Source organism: Dactylosporangium sp. NPDC006015, from assembly GCF_040614215.1.
In the GTDB taxonomy this organism is placed as follows: Bacteria; Actinomycetota; Actinomycetes; order Mycobacteriales; family Micromonosporaceae; genus Dactylosporangium; species Dactylosporangium maewongense.
In genome coordinates, this window is record NZ_JBEXUD010000002.1 from 610,165 (window position 1) to 626,887 (window position 16,723).

The following is a 16,723-nucleotide window of genomic DNA, read 5'->3' on the forward strand; positions in this document are numbered from 1 at the left end:
CTAGTACTAACCCGGTGAAAACGCCGAGTTAGCACACGCTACGCTGGGGCACTGCCAGGGGAAGTGGCGGAATGGCAGACGCGCACGGTTCAGGTCCGTGTGCCCGAAAGGGCGTGGGGGTTCAACTCCCCCCTTCCCCACACAACGGTGAGCGCACTCTGTTCGCGGAGTGCGCTCACTTTTTCGTTGCGTCCTCCCTCGCGCGAGGCTGACGCCTCGCTCCCCATTGGGGGAGCTGCGCTCCACCCACGCCCCCTCAAGAGCGGCGGGTGGTCGGACTTTGTCTTGGTCGTGCGTCAAAATAGCGACTCTCGCGTGCGGGGTATGCTCGGCCGGTCCTGCTGGAGTGGCAAGGAGTTCTGCTCGTGAGCGTCGTCATCGTCACCGGGTCTGCCGGGTTGATCGGGTCCGAGGCTGTCCGACACTTTGCCTCGTTGGGGCTGGATGTCGTCGGCATCGACAACGACATGCGGAAGCAGTTCTTCGGGGCGGAGGCCTCGACCGCGTGGAACGTGGTGGGGCTGACGAGCGACCTCGGGGACGCATACACGCACCATGACGTGGACATCCGGGACCGGGACGCGCTGGCTGCCATCTTCAGGCGCTACGGCAAGGACGTGGCGCTGGTCGTGCACACCGCGGCGCAGCCGAGTCACGACTGGGCGGTGCGAGACCCGTTCACGGACTTCGACGTGAACGCCGGCGGCACGCTCAACATGCTGCAGAACGTGCGGGAGCACTGCATCGAGGCGCCGTTCATCCACTGTTCGACCAACAAGGTGTATGGCGACCGGCCCAACAGCCTGCCGCTGGTCGAGCAGGAGACGCGGTGGGAGATCGAGGCGGGTCACCCGTACGAGAACGGCATCAAGGAGGACATGTCGATCGACGCCTGTCTGCATTCCGTCTTCGGGGCCTCGAAGGTCGCCGCCGACGTGATGGTGCAGGAGTACGGGCGCTACTTCGACATGAAGACCGCGTGCTTCCGGGGTGGGACGCTGACCGGGCCGGCGCACTCGGCCACCGAGCTGCACGGCTTCCTCGGGTACGTGATGCGGTGCGCGATGGAGCGCCGCACGTACAAGATCTTCGGGTACAAGGGCAAGATGGTCCGCGACGCGATCCACTCGCACGACGTGGTCGCCGCGTTCGAGGCCTTCTTCCGGGCGCCGCGCAGCGCCGCGGTCTACAACCTCGGTGGCGGGCGGCACTCCAACACCTCGCACCTGGAGGTGTTCGCGCTCGCGCAGCGGATCACCGGCAACGAGATGGTCACCGAATACCACGAGGCCAACCGGGTCGGCGACCACCAGTGGTGGATCGGGTCCAACGAGCGCTTCCAGCTGGACTACCCAGACTGGAAGCAGGTGTACGACGTGCCGATGATCTGTCAGGAGATCTACGAGGCCAACGTCGGCAAGTGGACCCCGGCGGCCTGACTTGATCGACCAGGGGAAGCAGAACGTCCTCGGCGTGCAGGTCAGCGCCGTCGACTACGACAGCGCCGTCGAGAAGGTCATGAGCGCCGCCCGGGAGGGCCGGCCGCTCGCGGTGACGGCGCTCGCCGTGCACGGTGTGATGACCGGCGTGCAGGACAAGGCGCACGGCGCCAGGCTCAACGCGTTCGACCTCGTGACGCCCGACGGTCAGCCTGTGCGCTGGGCGCTCAACCTGCTGCACCGCGCGCGGCTCGCCGACCGGGTCTATGGCCCGGAGCTCACGCTGCGGGTCCTGCGGGCCAGCGCGGAGCAGGGTCTGCCGGTGTACCTGTACGGCTCGACCGAGCAGACGCTCGAACTTCTGATCAGCAAGCTGCACGAGCGGTTCCCGGCGCTCAAGATCGCCGGCATGGAGGCGTCGAAGTTCCGCTCGGCGCAGCCGGGTGAGCCCGAGGAGATCGCGGCGCGGATCAAGGCGTCCGGCGCGCGCGTGGTGATGGTCGGCCTCGGCTGCCCCCGCCAGGAGATCTTCGTCTACGGCATGCGCCACCTGGTGGACGCGCCGATGCTGGCGGTGGGCGCGGCGTTCGACTATCACGCCGGCGGGCTGAAGAACCCGCCCGCGTGGATGCAGAAGTACGCCCTGGAGTGGCTGTGGCGGCTCGGCCTGGAGCCCAAGCGGCTCTGGCGCCGCTACGTGCTGCTCAACCCGGCCTACCTGGCCCGGCTCGGCGCGCAGAAGACCCGCCTGTGGCGGGCCACGCCGCCGGCGCCGGCCACGGAGCCGCTGAGCACGTTCGCGGTCTGAAGCCGGGCGGGTAGCCCGTCCGGAAGCACAGCATGAAAGCACAGCATGACGCCGGCCCCCTCGGGGACCGGCGTCAGTGTTTGTCCGTGCTCAGCGACCGGTGATCGCGTCGACCTTGACGGCGCGGCGCTTGAAGGTGCCACGCTTCTCCAGCGCGCGCTCGGCCGGCACCAGCATGAGTGCCAGCGGCGCCGCGATGTACCAGCGGTCGAGCAACACGTAAGCGACGATGTTCATGACGACGCCGAACGCGTAGAGGCCGATCAGCCAGTCCACGCGCTTCTCGCCGATCCCGCGCTTGTGGAAGGCGTCAAGCACGCCGAATGCACCGATGCTGAGGGCCAGGAGGCCGCCGCCACTCATCAATGCGAACATCAAATCAGACACGTCACTCACCCTTGCCTCCCCGTTCCTACCAGCGAACCCGCCCAAAGCTAAGCGGACATTTCAAGATCGACCATCAACTTTGCGACACCCGACCCGGGCCGAACGTAGCGCACCAATCGGACATTCAGCCGATATCACTGATCTTGCTCTTCAGCAGTACGCGAGTGTCGTCGTCGCAGGCAGCGCCCGCGACGCCGGCCAGGTAGGCGTCCTTCGCACTGAGACCGAGATCGGCAGCGACGCGGTGCTCTTGAGCCAGATCGGTGTTGAACATCGCCGGGTCGTCGGTGTTGACCGTGCAGGGCACCCCCGCCGCCAGCAGGGCCGGCAACGGGTGCGACGCGAGCGACTCTACTGACCGGGTCCGCACGTTCGAGGTCGGGCAGACGTCCAGCACCAGCCCCCGATCGACGATCTCTGCCAGTACACCGGCATCGTCGACGGCACGGATGCCGTGCCGCAGCCGGTCGGGTGCGAGGGTCAGGATCTCGCGGACCGACTCGGCGCCGGCCGACTCGCCGGCGTGCGGCACGATCGCCAGTCCGCCGTCGCGGGCCAGCTCGAACGCCTTCGCGTAGGTCGTCGCGGGGCCCGCCTGCTCGTTGCCGCCGAGGCCGAGGCCGACGATGCCCCGGTCCGCGTAGCGCACGCTCCACCGGGCGACGTCCTCCGCCACGTCGACCGGCATGCCGCGGTAGAGGTCCGGGGTCAGCCGGACGATCACGCCGTGCCGCTCCCGCGCCTCGACGATGCCGTCGGTGTAGCCCTCGTACAGGTCCTCCCAGGCCACACCGCGCTGGGCCCGCTCCCCGGGAGAGAAGATCGCCTCCAGGTACACGGCACCGTGCGACGCGGCCACGCCGGCGTAGTCGACCACGATCTGCCGGAAGTCGTCCGCGGTGCGCAGGCAGTTCGTGGTGAGGATCCAGACCTCGACGAACTTCTTGAAGTCGGTGAACTCATACAGCCCCAGCACGCCCTCGACGGTGTCGACCGGCAGCGGCAGGTCGTTGCGCCGGGCGATCTCCAGCAGCGTCGCGGGCGGGATCGCCCCTTCGAGGTGCACGTGCAGCTCGATCTTGGGATAACTCATGGGTTCAACTTATCGACGGGTCCGGCGCGCTCGCGCGCACCGGAGCCCGTCCGACCTCCCCAGGTCGAGCCTCCCTGCTTTCTACGGCATGGGATTCGACCTGTCGACCGGCGAGCTACTTCAGGCCTCGGGCCTCTTGCGAGTAGATGAGCTCCAGGATCGAGCGGGCCGCCTCGAACCAGCGGTCCAGCCACTCCTGCTGCGGCACCGTGCCCTTCGGCGGCAGCTCCAGCAGGAGCCCCCGCAGCAGCGGGTGGTCGGCCATCGACTGGCTGGGGCCATCGAGCCAGGAGTCCTGCAGCACGCCGCCGCGGCCGAACATCGGCTCGGTCAGCGGGCTGAGGTCCGCCACCAGGGACGACTCGGGCAGCTTCGGCGGCGTCAGCGATGCGGCGATCGGCGAGTTGTCCAGCGGCAGGGACGCACGGTCCAGTGGTGACGAGGCACGGTCCAACGGCGACGAGGCGCGGTCCAGCGGCGAACCGTTGCGCGGCGACAGTTCGTCGATCGGCCCGTCGCCGATGACGTCCCGGCGGCCGCCCGGGCGGTAGCTACCGAGCTGCCCGGAGAAACGGTCGTCGGTCTTCGACGAACCGTTGCCGAAGTTGTCGGGGCCATTGTTCATCGGATACAAGCCTTATCTGACTCGGGTGTTCGGATCTGGCGTGAAGTTCCTGAGCGCTCATTGAATACAACGATGACCGGCCCGGTCCGCAACGGCGATACCACCGTCGCGGGCCGGGCCGGTCGATTTTGACCTGGCGTTTCGCCTACGAGAGATCGAACTCCCCGTCCTTGGTCCCGCCGACGAAGGCCACCCACTCCTCGGGGGTGAACAGCAGCACCGGTCCGGCCTTGTCCTTCGAGTCGCGCAACGCGACAGCCCCGCCGACGAACGCGACCTCGACGCAGTTGTCCGAGTACGGACCGCTGCGAGTGCTCTTGCGCCAGCGGGCACCCTCAAGATTCACGCTGAAGCCCTTGGCCTCAATGTTCACTACGACTCCTTTGCCAGCTTCACGATCATCGATACTGACTCGTCCGGACGGAGTGCGTTGGCGCGCAAGTAGTCAAAGATGAATCCGTAGCGCTGCAGTTCGTCGTCCTTCTCGAGAAAGAGACCGCCGGCCGCGTTCGAGGCGAACACGAAGTTTTGCCCTGCGGACTCGTCGTACAGCAACATCGTGAATGTCCCGTCCATCCCGGCATGAGCACCGGCGGAGAAGGGCAGGATCTGGAGGGTCACGTTCGGCCATCCCGCTGCCGTGCCCAGGTGCTCGAGCTGACGGCGCATGACCGCTCTTCCGCCGACCGGGCGGCGCAGCACTGCCTCGTCCAGCACCACCCAGAGATCTATCGGGTCATCCTGGGTGACCAACGATTGGCGGCTCATTCGGACACGCACACGTTTCTCGACCTCCGTGACACTGATGTCCGGACGGGCCGCGTGGATCATGGCCTGCGCGTATTCCTCGGTCTGCAGCAGTCCGGGGACGACGAGCGCCTCATATGAACGAATGTGATCGGCGGCCGCTTCGAGGCCTACGTAGGCCCCGGTGAGCACGTCACCGTAGAGCTGCCACCAACCCTTCTGGCGTGCCTCCCTGGCGAATTTCAGCAACTGCTCGGCGTATTGTGGCTCGACACCGTAGATGTCCAGCATGTCCCTTACGTCGCGCGGGGTGACGCCGGTCTGTCCCGTTTCGATCCGCGAGATCTTGGATCCGGAACATTCCAGTCGCTCGGCGACATGATCGATGGTGACGTGTGCCGCCTCGCGAAGGCGGCGCAACTCCATACCGAGCTGTCTGCGTCGCAGCGTCGGGCTGCCTCGTCGACTTGCCACGCTTGCACCTCCGCGCCGGCCCACGGAATTTCCGATACGTATAGATCAGCGCAACCTGACGAAGGTCCGCAACCCGGATCGGCACGACATTCTCGCCACCTCCCGGGGGTCCCGCCACTCGGGAGCGACGCTCTCATGCGTGAGATGGAAATTTCTCACTGCAAGTTGCATTGATCACCGACCTCGGGCAATCTGTGGGTGTGGCGGTGGTCACGGTCTGTTCATCTTCGCGTCAACGAGACTCAAGGACGACCGGGACACCACTGCGGACGCAGCGACAAACGATCGAGCCGATCGGCGGTTACGGGGGCCCGTGACCGATCTTCCCCCTGCCGGCAGATGACGGGAGTCTTACCTGTGTTACCGAAGACCGGTGACGTGCTGCGTGTGACCAAGGCCGCGAGCGTGCAGTTCGTGCAGCCGATGCTGTTCCGGGTGATCCGGGTGCACGACTGGCAGACCTATGACGGGTGGGCGTGGCTGGACGGCTACCAGCTCAACGCCACCGGCGACGCCGTCGAGCGCCGATCCATCTTCGTGCAGCTCCAGGGCCTGCAGCCCGGCTTCGTCACCCGCACCGCCCGGACCGGCAGCCGGGTGCCCGTCTCCGCATCCGCATAGGGCCGACGTCGGTGCAGGAGCCGCGATCGCGAAGCGCTGGCGCCTAACTGGGTACCGCTGACGGGGACCTGCTCGACGGCGCCTTCGTCGGCTCCGTCGCCACGAAGAGGGTGATGGTCTCGCCCGGCGCGACGATCTCGCCCGCGCCCGGGTCCGTCCCCGCGACCTCGCCGGGCTGCACGGAGTCGTCGGCGCGACGGACGACCTTCACCTCGAGCCCGAGCTGCTGCAGCTTGATCGTCGCCTGGGCGAGGGTGTTGCCCGTCAGCGGCGGGATCGTGACGCTGGTCGGCGCGGCCGCGGTGGTCGCCGTGGGCGCCTCCGACGTCGGGGCGGCGGTCGTCGGCTGCGGTGTCGGCGACGGTACGACGCTGCTGCCGGCCACCGTCGGCACCGGCAGCTGGTCGGACGGTGCGTTGTCGCCGTCCGCGGTGGCCTGATAGATGAGGTACAGCCCGAAGCTCAGCGCGCCGACGAGGACCAGCGCGACGATGCCGATGATCACCGGGGTGAACCAGGAGCGTCCCTGGTACGGATCCTCTTCCTCGATCCACTCCTCCGGCGCGGCGGCCGGGCGGAGCGACGGGTCACCCGGCTGGGGGACGTTGGCGCGGGCGGACCACCGCGGCGACTCGTCGCTGCCGAGCGGACCGCCGATCCTGGTGGCGCCGCTGTCGTCGGGGCGCAGCGGCGACGTGCCGCCACCGATCCTGGTCGCGTCCGGATCCGTGGGCCTGCTGCTCGACGGGCCGATCCGGGTCGCGTCCGGGTCCTGGCCGCCCGGACCGATCCGGGTCGCGTCGGGGTCTTCCGCTCGTGGCGGCGTCGGTCCCCCGTCCGACGGCGGCAATCGATCGAACGGGGCGGTGGCGTCCGGCTCGTCTGACATAGGTTCCAGTTCACCACCTTGTCCGACATATCGCCTGCCAGTGGACAGGTTGCCCACCTCAGGCCCACCCTCCGCGACCGCCGTCTGCACGGCCTGACGTTCCGCTGACATCGACTCGCCCGGGTGGACGGCTGGGCGTACGCTGCGCGGCATGGCGGCACGAAGCTGGGCAACCTCAATATTCACCGCGATCGGTGTCGCGGCGGGCGCGGGTGCCGCGCAGCTCGGTCTTGGCTATGGCCTGGGCATCATCTCCTGGCAGCCGGCCGGCAACAGCGCGACCATCTGGGTCAGCAGCCTGGCCTGGGTGGCCTGGCTCGCGGCGTCCTCGACGGTCATCGGCGCCCTGTGCGCGGACCGGCTCAGCCCCGCCGACACCCCGGTCGCGGGCAACGCCTCGACCCCCGGGGCACACGCACTGACCGCCGCCTGGCGGATCGTGATCGCGCTGTCCGCGGCGGTCGGCGCCCTCATCGTCGTGCCGCTGGTCGCCGTGCCGTCGCGCACGCCCCGCCCCGACAACGTCGCGCCCTACTTCACCGCCGGCGGCTATGCGATCGCCGGCATCATCGTCGGCCTGCTGATCGCGGTCGGCGCCCTGGCCGCCCGCGCGATCGCATCCAACGTCATCGCCTCCTCGGCCTGGCTGTGGGTCCTCGCGGTCGTCGCGGTCGTCGACGTGGTCCGCGCCGACGGCAACCTCGCCACCGCCGCCCAGCTCGGCACCTGGCAGTTCACCGACGCCACCTGGATCCGCAACATGGTGAACCTGCCCGGGGCGCTCCTCATGCTCGCCATAGCGCTGGTCATCGGTGCCCTCGCCGCCTGGCCCGCCAGCCGCCGCGGCGACAACCGCGTCGGCGTCGCGGTCTCCGGCGCGGCCGGCCCGCTCCTGGTCGCCCTCGCCTACTTCCTGGCCGCTCCCGCCGTCGGCGAGCGCGACCCGCAGCTGTCGGCGTTCGTCATCGCCCCGTATGCGGTCCTCGCCGGCCTCGCGGGCTCCGTCATCGTCTCCGCCATCGGCCCCCGCGGCTCCCGCGCCCAGGCCCGCGCCGCCCGCCAGGCCGCCGCCGCGGAGCGCGAGGCCCGGGCCGCCTCCGACATCTCCGACTGGACCCAGGCCCTGGCCGACGCCGACGCCGCGGAGGCCCGCCGCCGCACCGAGCGGGGCGAGCCGCAGGACGCCGACGACCCCTGGACCGCCGCCCCTGACCGCACCCCCGAGCCGGTCACGATCGGCGCGGGCGGCAAATCCCCGGCCGCCGCTCCCAAGTCCCCGACGTCCACCGGCAAGGCCGCCGTCACCAAGGCCACGGCCACCAAGGCCGCCGACCTGGACTCGGCCAAGGACCTCGAGTCCGACGCCTACGCCCCGTCCCGCGCCTACGGCGGCGAGTCCTCGGGCCGCACCTACGCCTCCGAGTCCGCCAACCGCGCGTACGCCGAGGACACCGTCTCCGACGACACCGACCCCGCACCCAAGAAGCCGGCCCCGGCCCGCGGCTCCGTCGAGCCCCTGTGGCCCACCGACACCGCCCCGGCGACCCCGGAGCCGCCCAAACCCGCCCCGGGCCGCACCCGAGGCCGCGGCCGCGGCAAGTCCGCCGAGTAACCCCGCCGGTCCAGCCACGCCCACCACACGACCAGAGCAGCGGGAAGCTCAACACCCGAGGCGGTCCGCACACCGGACGATCGCCGTGCCTGGTCACGCATGATGCGGACGGCGCCAACCGTCCAACGACCCGAAAGGCAGGACGAGGCCGCTCCCCCAACGGCAGGGCGGAGAGGTGCGGATCGGCGGGTGGGTCAGATGGGCCAGGTGTGGACGGGTTCGTTGGCGTGCAGGCCGACGCTGTACCGCTGGAGCATGGCGCGGAGGGCGGCAGGGCGGTCGAGGTGGTGTCTGGACTGGAGATCGTTGACGGTCTCGGTCTGCCAGGCGGCGCCGTTGCGGCCGGTGCGGCAGCGGCCCTCGATGACGCCGAGCAGGCGGTCGCGGGTGGCCGGGCGGACGCCGAAGCGGTCCAGGCCCGCCGAGGCCAGCGGCAGCAGCTCGTCCAGGACCAGCTCGGCGACCTGCACCTCGCCGCGGTCGGGCCACCAGAGGCGGGCGTCGAGGCCCTCGCGGGCGGCGGTGTGGAAGTTCTCCTCGGCGGCGGAGAACGTCATCTGCGTCCAGATCGGACGGTCCTGCTGGACGAGCTCGCCGACCAGGCCGAAGTAGAACGCGGCGTTGGCGACCTGGTCGACGACGGTGGGGCCGGCGGGCAGGACGCGGTTCTCGACGCGCAGGTGCGGGCGGCCGTTCATGATGTCGTACACCGGCCGGTTCCAGCGGTAGATCGTGCCGTTGTGCAGGCGCAGCTCGCCCAGGTTGGGCACGCCGCCGGCCTCGATGACGGCGACGGGGTCCTCGTCGTCGGTGATGGGCAGCAGCGGCGGGAAGTAGCGGACGTTCTCCTCGAAGAGGTCGAAGATCGACGTGATCCAGCGCTCGCCGAACCAGACCCGCGGCCGGACGCCCTGGGCCTTCAGCTCTTCCGGGCGGGTGTCGGTGGCCTGCTCGAACAGCGCGATGCGGGTCTCCGCCCAGAGGCGCTTGCCGAAGAGGTACGGCGAGTTGGCCCCGACCGCGACCTGGATCCCGGCGATCGCCTGGGACGCGTTCCAGTGCATGGCGAAGTCTTCGGGGGCGACCTGCAGGTGAAACTGGACGCTGGTGCACGCGGACTCGGCGGCGATCGAGTCGGACTCCGCCTCGAGCCGCTCCTGCCCGCGGATGTCCAGGGCGATGTCCTCGCCGCGCGCGTTGATGATCTGCTCGTTGAGCAGCTGGTAGCGCGGGTTGTTGGACAGGTTGGCCAGCACCGTGTGCTCTGGGCGCAGCGTCGGGAGGATCCCGATGAGCACCAGCTGGGCGTCCGACTTGCGGGCGCGCTCGTCGGCGTGGACGAGGCTGGCGAGGACCTCCCGCTCGTACACGTCGAGGCCGTCGCCCTCGATGACCCTGGGCGCCACGTTGATCTCGAGGTTGAACTGCCCGAGCTCGGTCTGAAACGACGGGTCCGCCAGGTCGGCGAGCACCTCGGCGTTGCGCATCGCGGGCTGCGCCTCAGGATCGATGAGGTTGAGCTCGATCTCGAGCCCCGTCATCGGCCGGTCTGAATCGAACCGGAAGTCGTTGAGCATCAGCGCGAAGACGTCTAGACATCGGCGGACTTTATACCGATATCGGGCACGATCCTCCCGTGTGAACGCACCCCGTATGACGTCTTGCCCCATTCCGTTCCCCAACTCCCCGGCCGACCCCGTGGACCCTCCACGTTAGGAGTGGTCTGGATGTACCGCTAGGGACAAAACGGGCGCAACCTCAGCCTACGGTGATCGAAACCTTGCGGAGGGTGGGATATTTCGCCCACCCTCTGCAGCATGGTCAAACTCCGGCTTAAGGAGCAAAGAGCCGTAATTCAGGCTCAGCCCTGGCGCACGCCCTCGGCACCGATCTCAATCTTGACCTTCTTGCCGACGAGGACGCCGCCGGTCTCCAGCGCCTGGTTCCAGGTGATGCCGAAGTCCTCGCGGTCGATCTCGGTGGTCGCGCTGAACCCGATGACCTCCTGGCCCCACGGGCTCTTCGCGTGGCCCTCGAACTCGACATCGAGCTCGACCTGGCGCGTGACGTCGCGGATCGTCAGGTCGCCGACCAGCTTGAACTCGCCGCCGGAGAAGCCGGTCACGCGGGTGCTCTTGAAGGTCAGCGCCGGCCACTTCTCGACGTCGAGGAAGTCGGCGCTGCGAAGGTGACCGTCCCGGTCGGCCACGCCGGTGTCGATGCTGGCGGCGTCGATCTCGACCTCGACGTGCGACTCCAGCGGGTCCTCGGCGATGACGATGGTGCCCGTCGCCTTGGTGAAGCCGCCGCGGACCTTGCTCACCATGAGGTGCTTGGCGACGAAGCTGACCCGCGTGTGCGCCGGGTCGATGTCGAACTTGCCCGGCGTCGGGATCGTGACGCCGTTGTACTCGCGGGTGCCGACCGGTGCGGTCATGATGCCCTCCAGATGAGCTGTGGTGGAGAAGTTTGCTGAAGCAAATATACTCACGGCAGAGTCTCGTTTGTCAAGCTCTTCTGATAGACTGCCACTGTGACCGACGAGATGCTTGAAGATCCGCGAATCACTGCCATGGGCCTGTTCGTCGAGGCCTTCACCGGTGTGACCGCGCGTCTCAACGTCCAGCTGGCCGAGCACGGCCTCGGCAACGTCGACTTCGAGGTGCTGGTCAGGCTCGCCCGGTCGCCGGGCGGCGAGCTGCGGATGACCGACCTCGCGGCGCAGACCGGCCTGTCGACCAGCGGTGTGACCCGGGTCGTCGACCGCCTGGAGCGCGACGGCCTGGCGACCCGCCGCGCCTGCCCGACCGACCGGCGCGGCTCGTTCACCGTCGTGACGCCCGCCGGCGTGGCCAAGATGCACGAGGTCCTGCCGGACCATCTCGCGCTGATCGACGAGTGGTTCACCGGACGGCTGTCGCCTGAGCACCTGGAGACGCTGCTCAGCGGTCTCCGCACGATCCGTGACGCCGTCCGCCCCGGCGCCACCTCCGGCGTCGCGGACCAGAGCCGCACGACCGAAACACACCGCGCCGCGTAAAAGCCGCCCGGCACGACCGAAACACACCGCGCCGCGTAAAAGCCGCCCGGCACGACCGAGGCACACCGCGCCGCGTAGAAACCGCCCGGCGCGACGAAGCACACCGCGCCGCGTGAACCGGCACGCCGAGACACCAGCCGGGCGACCGGACACCGCGCCGCGTGAACGGAAGAAAGCGACCGGCAGGATCACCGGCAGCTTCCGCCGCCCCGAGGTCGTGAAACCCCCGCAAAGCCGCATTCCGGGCCATCGACTTCGTTAGTGTCCGCCCGGGGAAGAAACACCCCAGGGGGACCGGCACGGACGAAGCAGGTGGGAAGGCAACACGCGCCCGGGGGGTCTTCGTCCGTGCCCTACTGCTCGGGCGACTCCAGCAGCGCCCGCTCCCGCGGCAGCAGCGCCAGCCCGCCCCGCGCGCGGATCCCGGCCAGCTCGCCCAGCACCCGCTCCCGGTCGTCCGGCGCGGCGCAGGCGGCCAGTGCGACGAGCGCCTCCAGCACATCGCGGATGTCATCGCGACCGGCGAGCAGGTTCGCCGCGGATTCGAACGCGACCGCCGCCGCCGGCCGGTCTCCCCGCGCCAGCGCGAGATAGCCCCCGATCATCGCCGTGAACCCGGCGCTCCCGGGCAGCTCGGCCAGCTCGACGAGGACGTCCGCCGCCTCCTGCGGGCGCCCCGACTCGGCGAGCGCCTGCCCGAGCGTGCCGAGCGCCCGGACGTGGTGGGTGGGGTCGCCGACCTCCGCGGACGCGAACGCCGCCCGGCGGGCCAGGTCGACGGCCTCGTCGAAGCGGCGGTCCAGGCGCGCGACCTCCGCCAGGTTGGCCTGGGTGAGGGCCTGGACGCGGGCGTCACCGGCCTCGGCGGCGCGCCGCCCGGCGCCGGCCAGCCGGCGGGCCGCGGTGGCCAGGTCACCGGTACGGATGTCGTGCCACGCCAGGTTGTTCTGCGAGACGGCGATCTCGCGGATCCGGCCGGTCCGGATCGCCAGCCCGAGCATCGCCTCGGCGTGCCGGCGGGACTCGTCGGCGCCGCCGACCGCCTGCCAGACCCCGGAGAGGACCCCGCGGGCGGCGAACTCCCCCGCCGCGTCCCCGTGCGCGACGAGCACCTCGAGCGCCGCCTCGGTCGGCCAGAGCTCGGCGAAGCCCCGCCCGTGCGCCATCGCGAGCATCCCCGCCGCGACCTGCGCTGTCGCCCGGATCAGCGGGTCGCAGCCGGCGGTGCGCGGGTCGTCGAGCAGCCGCCGCAGCAGCCTGTGCGCCTCGACGTCCCGGCCCCGCAATCGGCACCAGCGCGGGATCGCCCCGGCGAGGCGCAGCGCGATCACGGGTTCGCGGACGGCGGCGTACCGCAGCGCCGTCCGGATGTCGCTGTTGAGGTAGTCCAGGCGCGACACGGCGGCGCCGCTGGCCGGCCCGACGAGGTCGGCCGCCAGCCGGACGGCGAGCCGGGTGATGACCTCGGCGTGCCGGATGCGCAGGGCGCGCAGCTCGAGGTGCTCGACGCAGCGCTCGGTGGCGAAGTCGCGGACCACGTCGAGGAGGCGGAAGCGCAGGTCGCCGGGGCCGCGGACGCTGACGAGGCCGAGCCCGACGAGCCGGTCGAGCACCGCCTCGGCGTTGAACCCGAGCAGCGCCTCGGCCAGCTCCAGCGACCACCGTCCCCGAAACATCGCCAGCCGGCGCAGCGCGGCCTGCTCCGGCTCGTCCAGCAGGTGGTAGCTCGCGGCGACGGCGTCGCGGAGCCGCTGCCCGGCGGGGTCGGTGGCGGCGAGGTCGAGGACGCGATTGCCGTAGCGGGACAGCAGCTCCGGCAGCTCGAGGACCCGCCCGCGGGCGGCGGCGAGCTCGATCGCGAGCGGCAGCCCGTCGAGGCGCCGGACCAGCTCGGCGACCGCCGGGATCTCCGCGTCGGGCACCGGCTCGCGCCGCACCTGCCGGAGCCGGTCGAGGAACAGCGCGACCGCCGGCACGCGACGCGCGTCGGCCGCGGAGCCCGGCGCGGACGGCGGCAGCTCCAGCGGCTCGACCTGCCAGTCGACGGCGCCGGGGACCGCGCCCGCGAGCGGGCGCCGGCTGGTCGCGAGGATCTTCACCGACGGCACCCGGGCCCGCAGCCAGCCGATCGCCTTGACCGCGCTGCGGTGCGAGCGGTCGATCCCGTCGAGGACCAGCAGCGCCGGCCGGTCGGGCAGCTCCTCGGCGCGGGCGACCCCGAAGACGGCGGCGACCGCGGCGAACACGTCGGTCGGCTGGGACACGTCGGTGATCGTCACGGAGACCGCGGTGCCGCTGGTCGCGTGCGCGACGGCGTGGGCGAGCCCGGTCTTGCCGACGCCCGCGAGGCCGACGAGCGCGACCAGGTCGGCGTGCGCCAGCAGGTCGAGCAGCTCGGCGACGTCGGCGTCGCGGCCGATCAGCGCCGGCGCGGTCGGCAGCGGCAGGGTCGCCGGGGCGGCGGTGACGGTGCCGGTGAGGAAGTCCTCACGGTCGGTGCCGACGAGGTCGAGGGCGTCGGCGAGCAGCGCGAGGGTGCCCCGCTGTGGCCGCGCGACCCTGCCCCGCTCCAGCTCACGCAGCGTGCGCACGCCGAGGCCGGCCCGTGTGGCCAGCTCGTCCTGGGTCAGTCCCCGGGCCAGGCGGCGGGTCCGCAACGCGGCGGCGAACCCTGCCCCGGCGCCCCGCGGATCATGATCCGCAACTGGAGACATGTTGTGGAAGGGTACTTATCGGAGCCGTCTGGAAGTAGCCAGGCGTCGGAACTACGACGGTTATCGATGCGTTACCTGTCGGTGGCGCGGTTGTTGCCAAGGGCGGGCACCTCGACGGTCTCATCCTCCGCGACCGGCTTTCCGGCCGCCGCCGGCTTGCGCCTGCCCAGCTGCTTGAGGAAGCTCGGCGCCCACCAGTTCCAGCTGTCGAGCATCGTCATGAGCGCCGGCAGCAGCAGCCCCCGCACCACCGTGACGTCGATGACCACGGCGACCGTCATGCCGACGCCGATCTCCTTCACCGCGACCAGCCCGCCGACCGCGAAGCCGAGGAACACGATGACGATGCAGATCGCGGCCGCCGTGACGACCGGGCCGGACTTCGTGATGCCGCGCAGGACCGCCCGGTTGGTGTCGGGGCGCCGGTCGTACTCCTCCTTGATCCGCGCCAGGAGGAAGACCTCGTAGTCCATCGACAGGCCGAAGATGAACACGAACAGCAGCACCGGCGTCGTCAGGTCGATGCCGCCCCAGGAATCGAAGAAGAGCGGGATCTGCCCCCAGCCCCACTGGAACACCACGACCAGGACGCCGAGCGTGGCGATCAGGGTCAGCAGGTTCATCAGGACGGCCTTGAGCGGGATGACGACCGAGCCGGTGAGCATGAACAGCACCGCGACGGTCACGATCAGCACGATGAGCGCCGCGATCGGCAGCCGGCGGGCGAGGGAGTCCTGGTAGTCGACGACCTCGGCGCTCGGGCCGGTGACCCACTTCGGGAACGGCGTGGGCATGGCCCGCACCTTGCGCACCAGGTCGAGGCCCTCCTGCCCGCCGACCTCGCCCTTCGGGGTCAGGTCGAGGACCGTCCAGCCCTTGGGCACGTCGGGGCGCACCTCCTGGCGGAACACCTGGCCGGAGAGGTCCTTGCTGACCTGGTTCATGAACATGCGGACGTCGGCGCGCTCGGGACCGGCCTCCAGCAGCACGACCACGTCTTCCGGGTGCTCGTCGTTGAACTTCTTCTGCAGCGCGTCGTACGCCTGCCGCGCCTCGTTGCTGTGCGGCAGTGCCCGCGCGTCGGAGTTGGCGAAGTTCGCCCCGAGCAGCGGCGCCGCCAGCACCAGCAGGCCCACGGTCACGCCGACCGCGACCGCCGACGGCGACTGCTGCGCCTTGGTGGCCAGCTTCGCGAGCAGGTCGGTCTTGAAGGTGAACCGGCCCTCGCCGGCTGCCGGGATCCTGTCCTTCGCGAGCGAGAGCAGCGCCGGCACCAGCGTCAGCGCCGCGACCGTCGCCAGCACGACGACGGCGGCCCCGCCGAGCGCGACCGCGGCGAGCAGCGGCTCGGCGAACACAGTCAGCCCCGCGAGGGTCGCCGCGACCGCGACGCCGGAGATCGCGACCGCCCGGCCGGACCGCGCGACCGCCTCGACGAGCGCCTCGGCCGGCTCGTGCGTGAGCCGCTCCTCCCGGAACCGGGCGACGATGAGCAGCGAGTAGTCGACGGCGAGCCCGATCCCGAGCAGCGTCACGACGTTCAGGGAGTATTCGCTCACCTTCGTCGCGAAGCTGAGCACCAACAGCAGCAGCAGCGACCCCGTGACCCCGACGACCGCGACCGCGAGCGGCAGCCCGGCGGCGACCACCCCGCCGAAGATCAGCACCAGCACGACGAGCAGCGCGACCAGCGCGATGCTCTCCCCGATCGCGAGGTCCCGCACCGACTGCTCGCCGAACGCCCGCTCCGCGATCTTCGTCCCGCCGACCGTCACCTTCGGCGCCTCGATCAGCTTCAGGCGCGCCTTGACCTTGTCCTCGAGCTTCTCGCGGGCGGCCTCACCGAGCTTCGGGTCGAGCTCGACCCGCACCGTCGAGCTCATGTTGTCGGCGCCGATCTGCCCGCCGGGGCCGTTGTAGAGGTCGTTGACCTCCTTCACCCCGGCCATCGCCTTGATCTCCTGGCTGGCCTTGGTGACGCTCGCGTTGAGCCCCGGGTCGTAGACGTCCTTGCCCTCGATGACGGCGATGACCATCGACCCTTCGGGCGCCAGCTCGTCGATGCGCTGCTGCGCGATCGCCGACTCGCTGTCGGCCCGGTTGGTGGTCGTGGTGGCGAGCCGGTCGAACAGCGCGCCACCGAAGACGGCACCGGCCACGGTCACAGCCAGCCACACCCCGATGACAGGCCACCGGTAGCGGTCCATGAGCGTGCCCAGTTTCGCGAACATCGCAGTATGCAAGCACGGCAGTGGAGCGCGGCGAAATCCTCCG

At 70.4% G+C, this 16,723-nt stretch carries 15 protein-coding genes and 1 tRNA gene; 6 read left to right on the top strand and 10 right to left on the bottom strand.

Annotated elements, in window-relative coordinates; genetic code table 11:
• Positions 1-57: 57 nt before the first annotated feature.
• The 3 genes from ABZ321_RS05805 (at position 58) to ABZ321_RS05815 (ending at position 2,247) form a co-directional block, all read left to right on the top strand.
• Positions 58-140: transfer RNA gene (locus ABZ321_RS05805), tRNA-Leu, on the top strand.
• Between the two features lie 225 nt (positions 141-365).
• Entirely contained in the window at positions 366-1,439 is a 1,074-nt protein-coding gene (locus ABZ321_RS05810) for an NAD-dependent epimerase/dehydratase family protein (protein ID WP_344508405.1), read from the top strand.
• Between the two features lies 1 nt (position 1,440).
• Positions 1,441-2,247, top strand: coding sequence for a WecB/TagA/CpsF family glycosyltransferase (locus ABZ321_RS05815; protein WP_344508407.1), 807 nt, complete (start codon positions 1,441-1,443; stop codon positions 2,245-2,247).
• A 90-nt stretch (positions 2,248-2,337) separates the two neighbouring features.
• On the opposite strand, the gene ABZ321_RS05820 is transcribed toward ABZ321_RS05815, so the two are convergent.
• The 5 genes from ABZ321_RS05820 to ABZ321_RS05840 form a co-directional block, all read right to left on the bottom strand.
• Positions 2,338-2,643, bottom strand: a complete 306-nt coding sequence (locus ABZ321_RS05820) for a hypothetical protein (RefSeq protein WP_354889619.1) — start codon at positions 2,641-2,643, stop codon at positions 2,338-2,340.
• 115 nt (positions 2,644-2,758) lie between these two features.
• Entirely contained in the window at positions 2,759-3,727 is a 969-nt protein-coding gene (gene add, locus ABZ321_RS05825; protein WP_354889621.1) for an adenosine deaminase, read from the bottom strand.
• Positions 3,728-3,842: 115 nt separating this feature from the next.
• Positions 3,843-4,352, bottom strand: coding sequence for a hypothetical protein (locus tag ABZ321_RS05830; RefSeq protein WP_344508413.1), 510 nt, complete (start codon positions 4,350-4,352; stop codon positions 3,843-3,845).
• Between the two features lie 145 nt (positions 4,353-4,497).
• Complete coding sequence (locus ABZ321_RS05835) at positions 4,498-4,725, bottom strand: DUF397 domain-containing protein (protein WP_344508415.1); 228 nt, start codon at positions 4,723-4,725, stop codon at positions 4,498-4,500.
• Positions 4,725-5,573, bottom strand: a complete 849-nt coding sequence (locus ABZ321_RS05840; protein ID WP_344508417.1) for a helix-turn-helix transcriptional regulator — start codon at positions 5,571-5,573, stop codon at positions 4,725-4,727. The genes ABZ321_RS05835 and ABZ321_RS05840 overlap by 1 nt, the downstream gene beginning before the upstream one ends.
• A gap of 357 nt (positions 5,574-5,930) precedes the next feature.
• On the opposite strand from ABZ321_RS05840, the gene ABZ321_RS05845 reads away from it, so the two are divergent.
• A complete protein-coding gene (locus tag ABZ321_RS05845; protein WP_344508419.1) occupies positions 5,931-6,194 on the top strand; it encodes a hypothetical protein in 264 nt (87 codons plus the stop codon).
• Between the two features lie 43 nt (positions 6,195-6,237).
• On the opposite strand, the gene ABZ321_RS05850 is transcribed toward ABZ321_RS05845, so the two are convergent.
• A complete protein-coding gene (locus tag ABZ321_RS05850; RefSeq protein WP_354889624.1) occupies positions 6,238-7,083 on the bottom strand; it encodes a PASTA domain-containing protein in 846 nt (281 codons plus the stop codon).
• 151 nt (positions 7,084-7,234) lie between these two features.
• Between ABZ321_RS05850 and ABZ321_RS05855 the strand changes: the two genes are divergently transcribed.
• Positions 7,235-8,695: a hypothetical protein gene (locus tag ABZ321_RS05855; RefSeq protein WP_354889626.1), complete on the top strand. Its 1,461-nt coding sequence runs from the start codon at positions 7,235-7,237 to the stop codon at positions 8,693-8,695.
• Between the two features lie 194 nt (positions 8,696-8,889).
• On the opposite strand, the gene ABZ321_RS05860 is transcribed toward ABZ321_RS05855, so the two are convergent.
• Complete coding sequence (locus ABZ321_RS05860; RefSeq protein WP_344508425.1) at positions 8,890-10,365, bottom strand: glutamate--cysteine ligase; 1,476 nt, start codon at positions 10,363-10,365, stop codon at positions 8,890-8,892.
• A gap of 191 nt (positions 10,366-10,556) precedes the next feature.
• A complete protein-coding gene (locus ABZ321_RS05865) occupies positions 10,557-11,132 on the bottom strand; it encodes a YceI family protein (protein ID WP_344508427.1) in 576 nt (191 codons plus the stop codon).
• Between the two features lie 108 nt (positions 11,133-11,240).
• On the opposite strand from ABZ321_RS05865, the gene ABZ321_RS05870 reads away from it, so the two are divergent.
• A complete protein-coding gene (locus ABZ321_RS05870; RefSeq protein ID WP_354889716.1) occupies positions 11,241-11,735 on the top strand; it encodes a MarR family transcriptional regulator in 495 nt (164 codons plus the stop codon).
• Between the two features lie 353 nt (positions 11,736-12,088).
• Here ABZ321_RS05870 and ABZ321_RS05875 read toward each other — a convergent pair whose 3' ends face one another.
• Both ABZ321_RS05875 and ABZ321_RS05880 read right to left on the bottom strand, forming a co-directional pair.
• Positions 12,089-14,449 (bottom strand): helix-turn-helix domain-containing protein, encoded by a 2,361-nt coding sequence (locus ABZ321_RS05875; protein ID WP_344508429.1) that lies wholly within the window; start codon positions 14,447-14,449, stop codon positions 12,089-12,091.
• Positions 14,450-14,520: 71 nt separating this feature from the next.
• On the bottom strand, positions 14,521-16,680 hold the full coding sequence (locus ABZ321_RS05880) for an MMPL family transporter (RefSeq protein WP_344508431.1): 2,160 nt from the start codon (positions 16,678-16,680) through the stop codon (positions 14,521-14,523).
• Between the last annotated feature and the right edge of the window lie 43 nt (positions 16,681-16,723).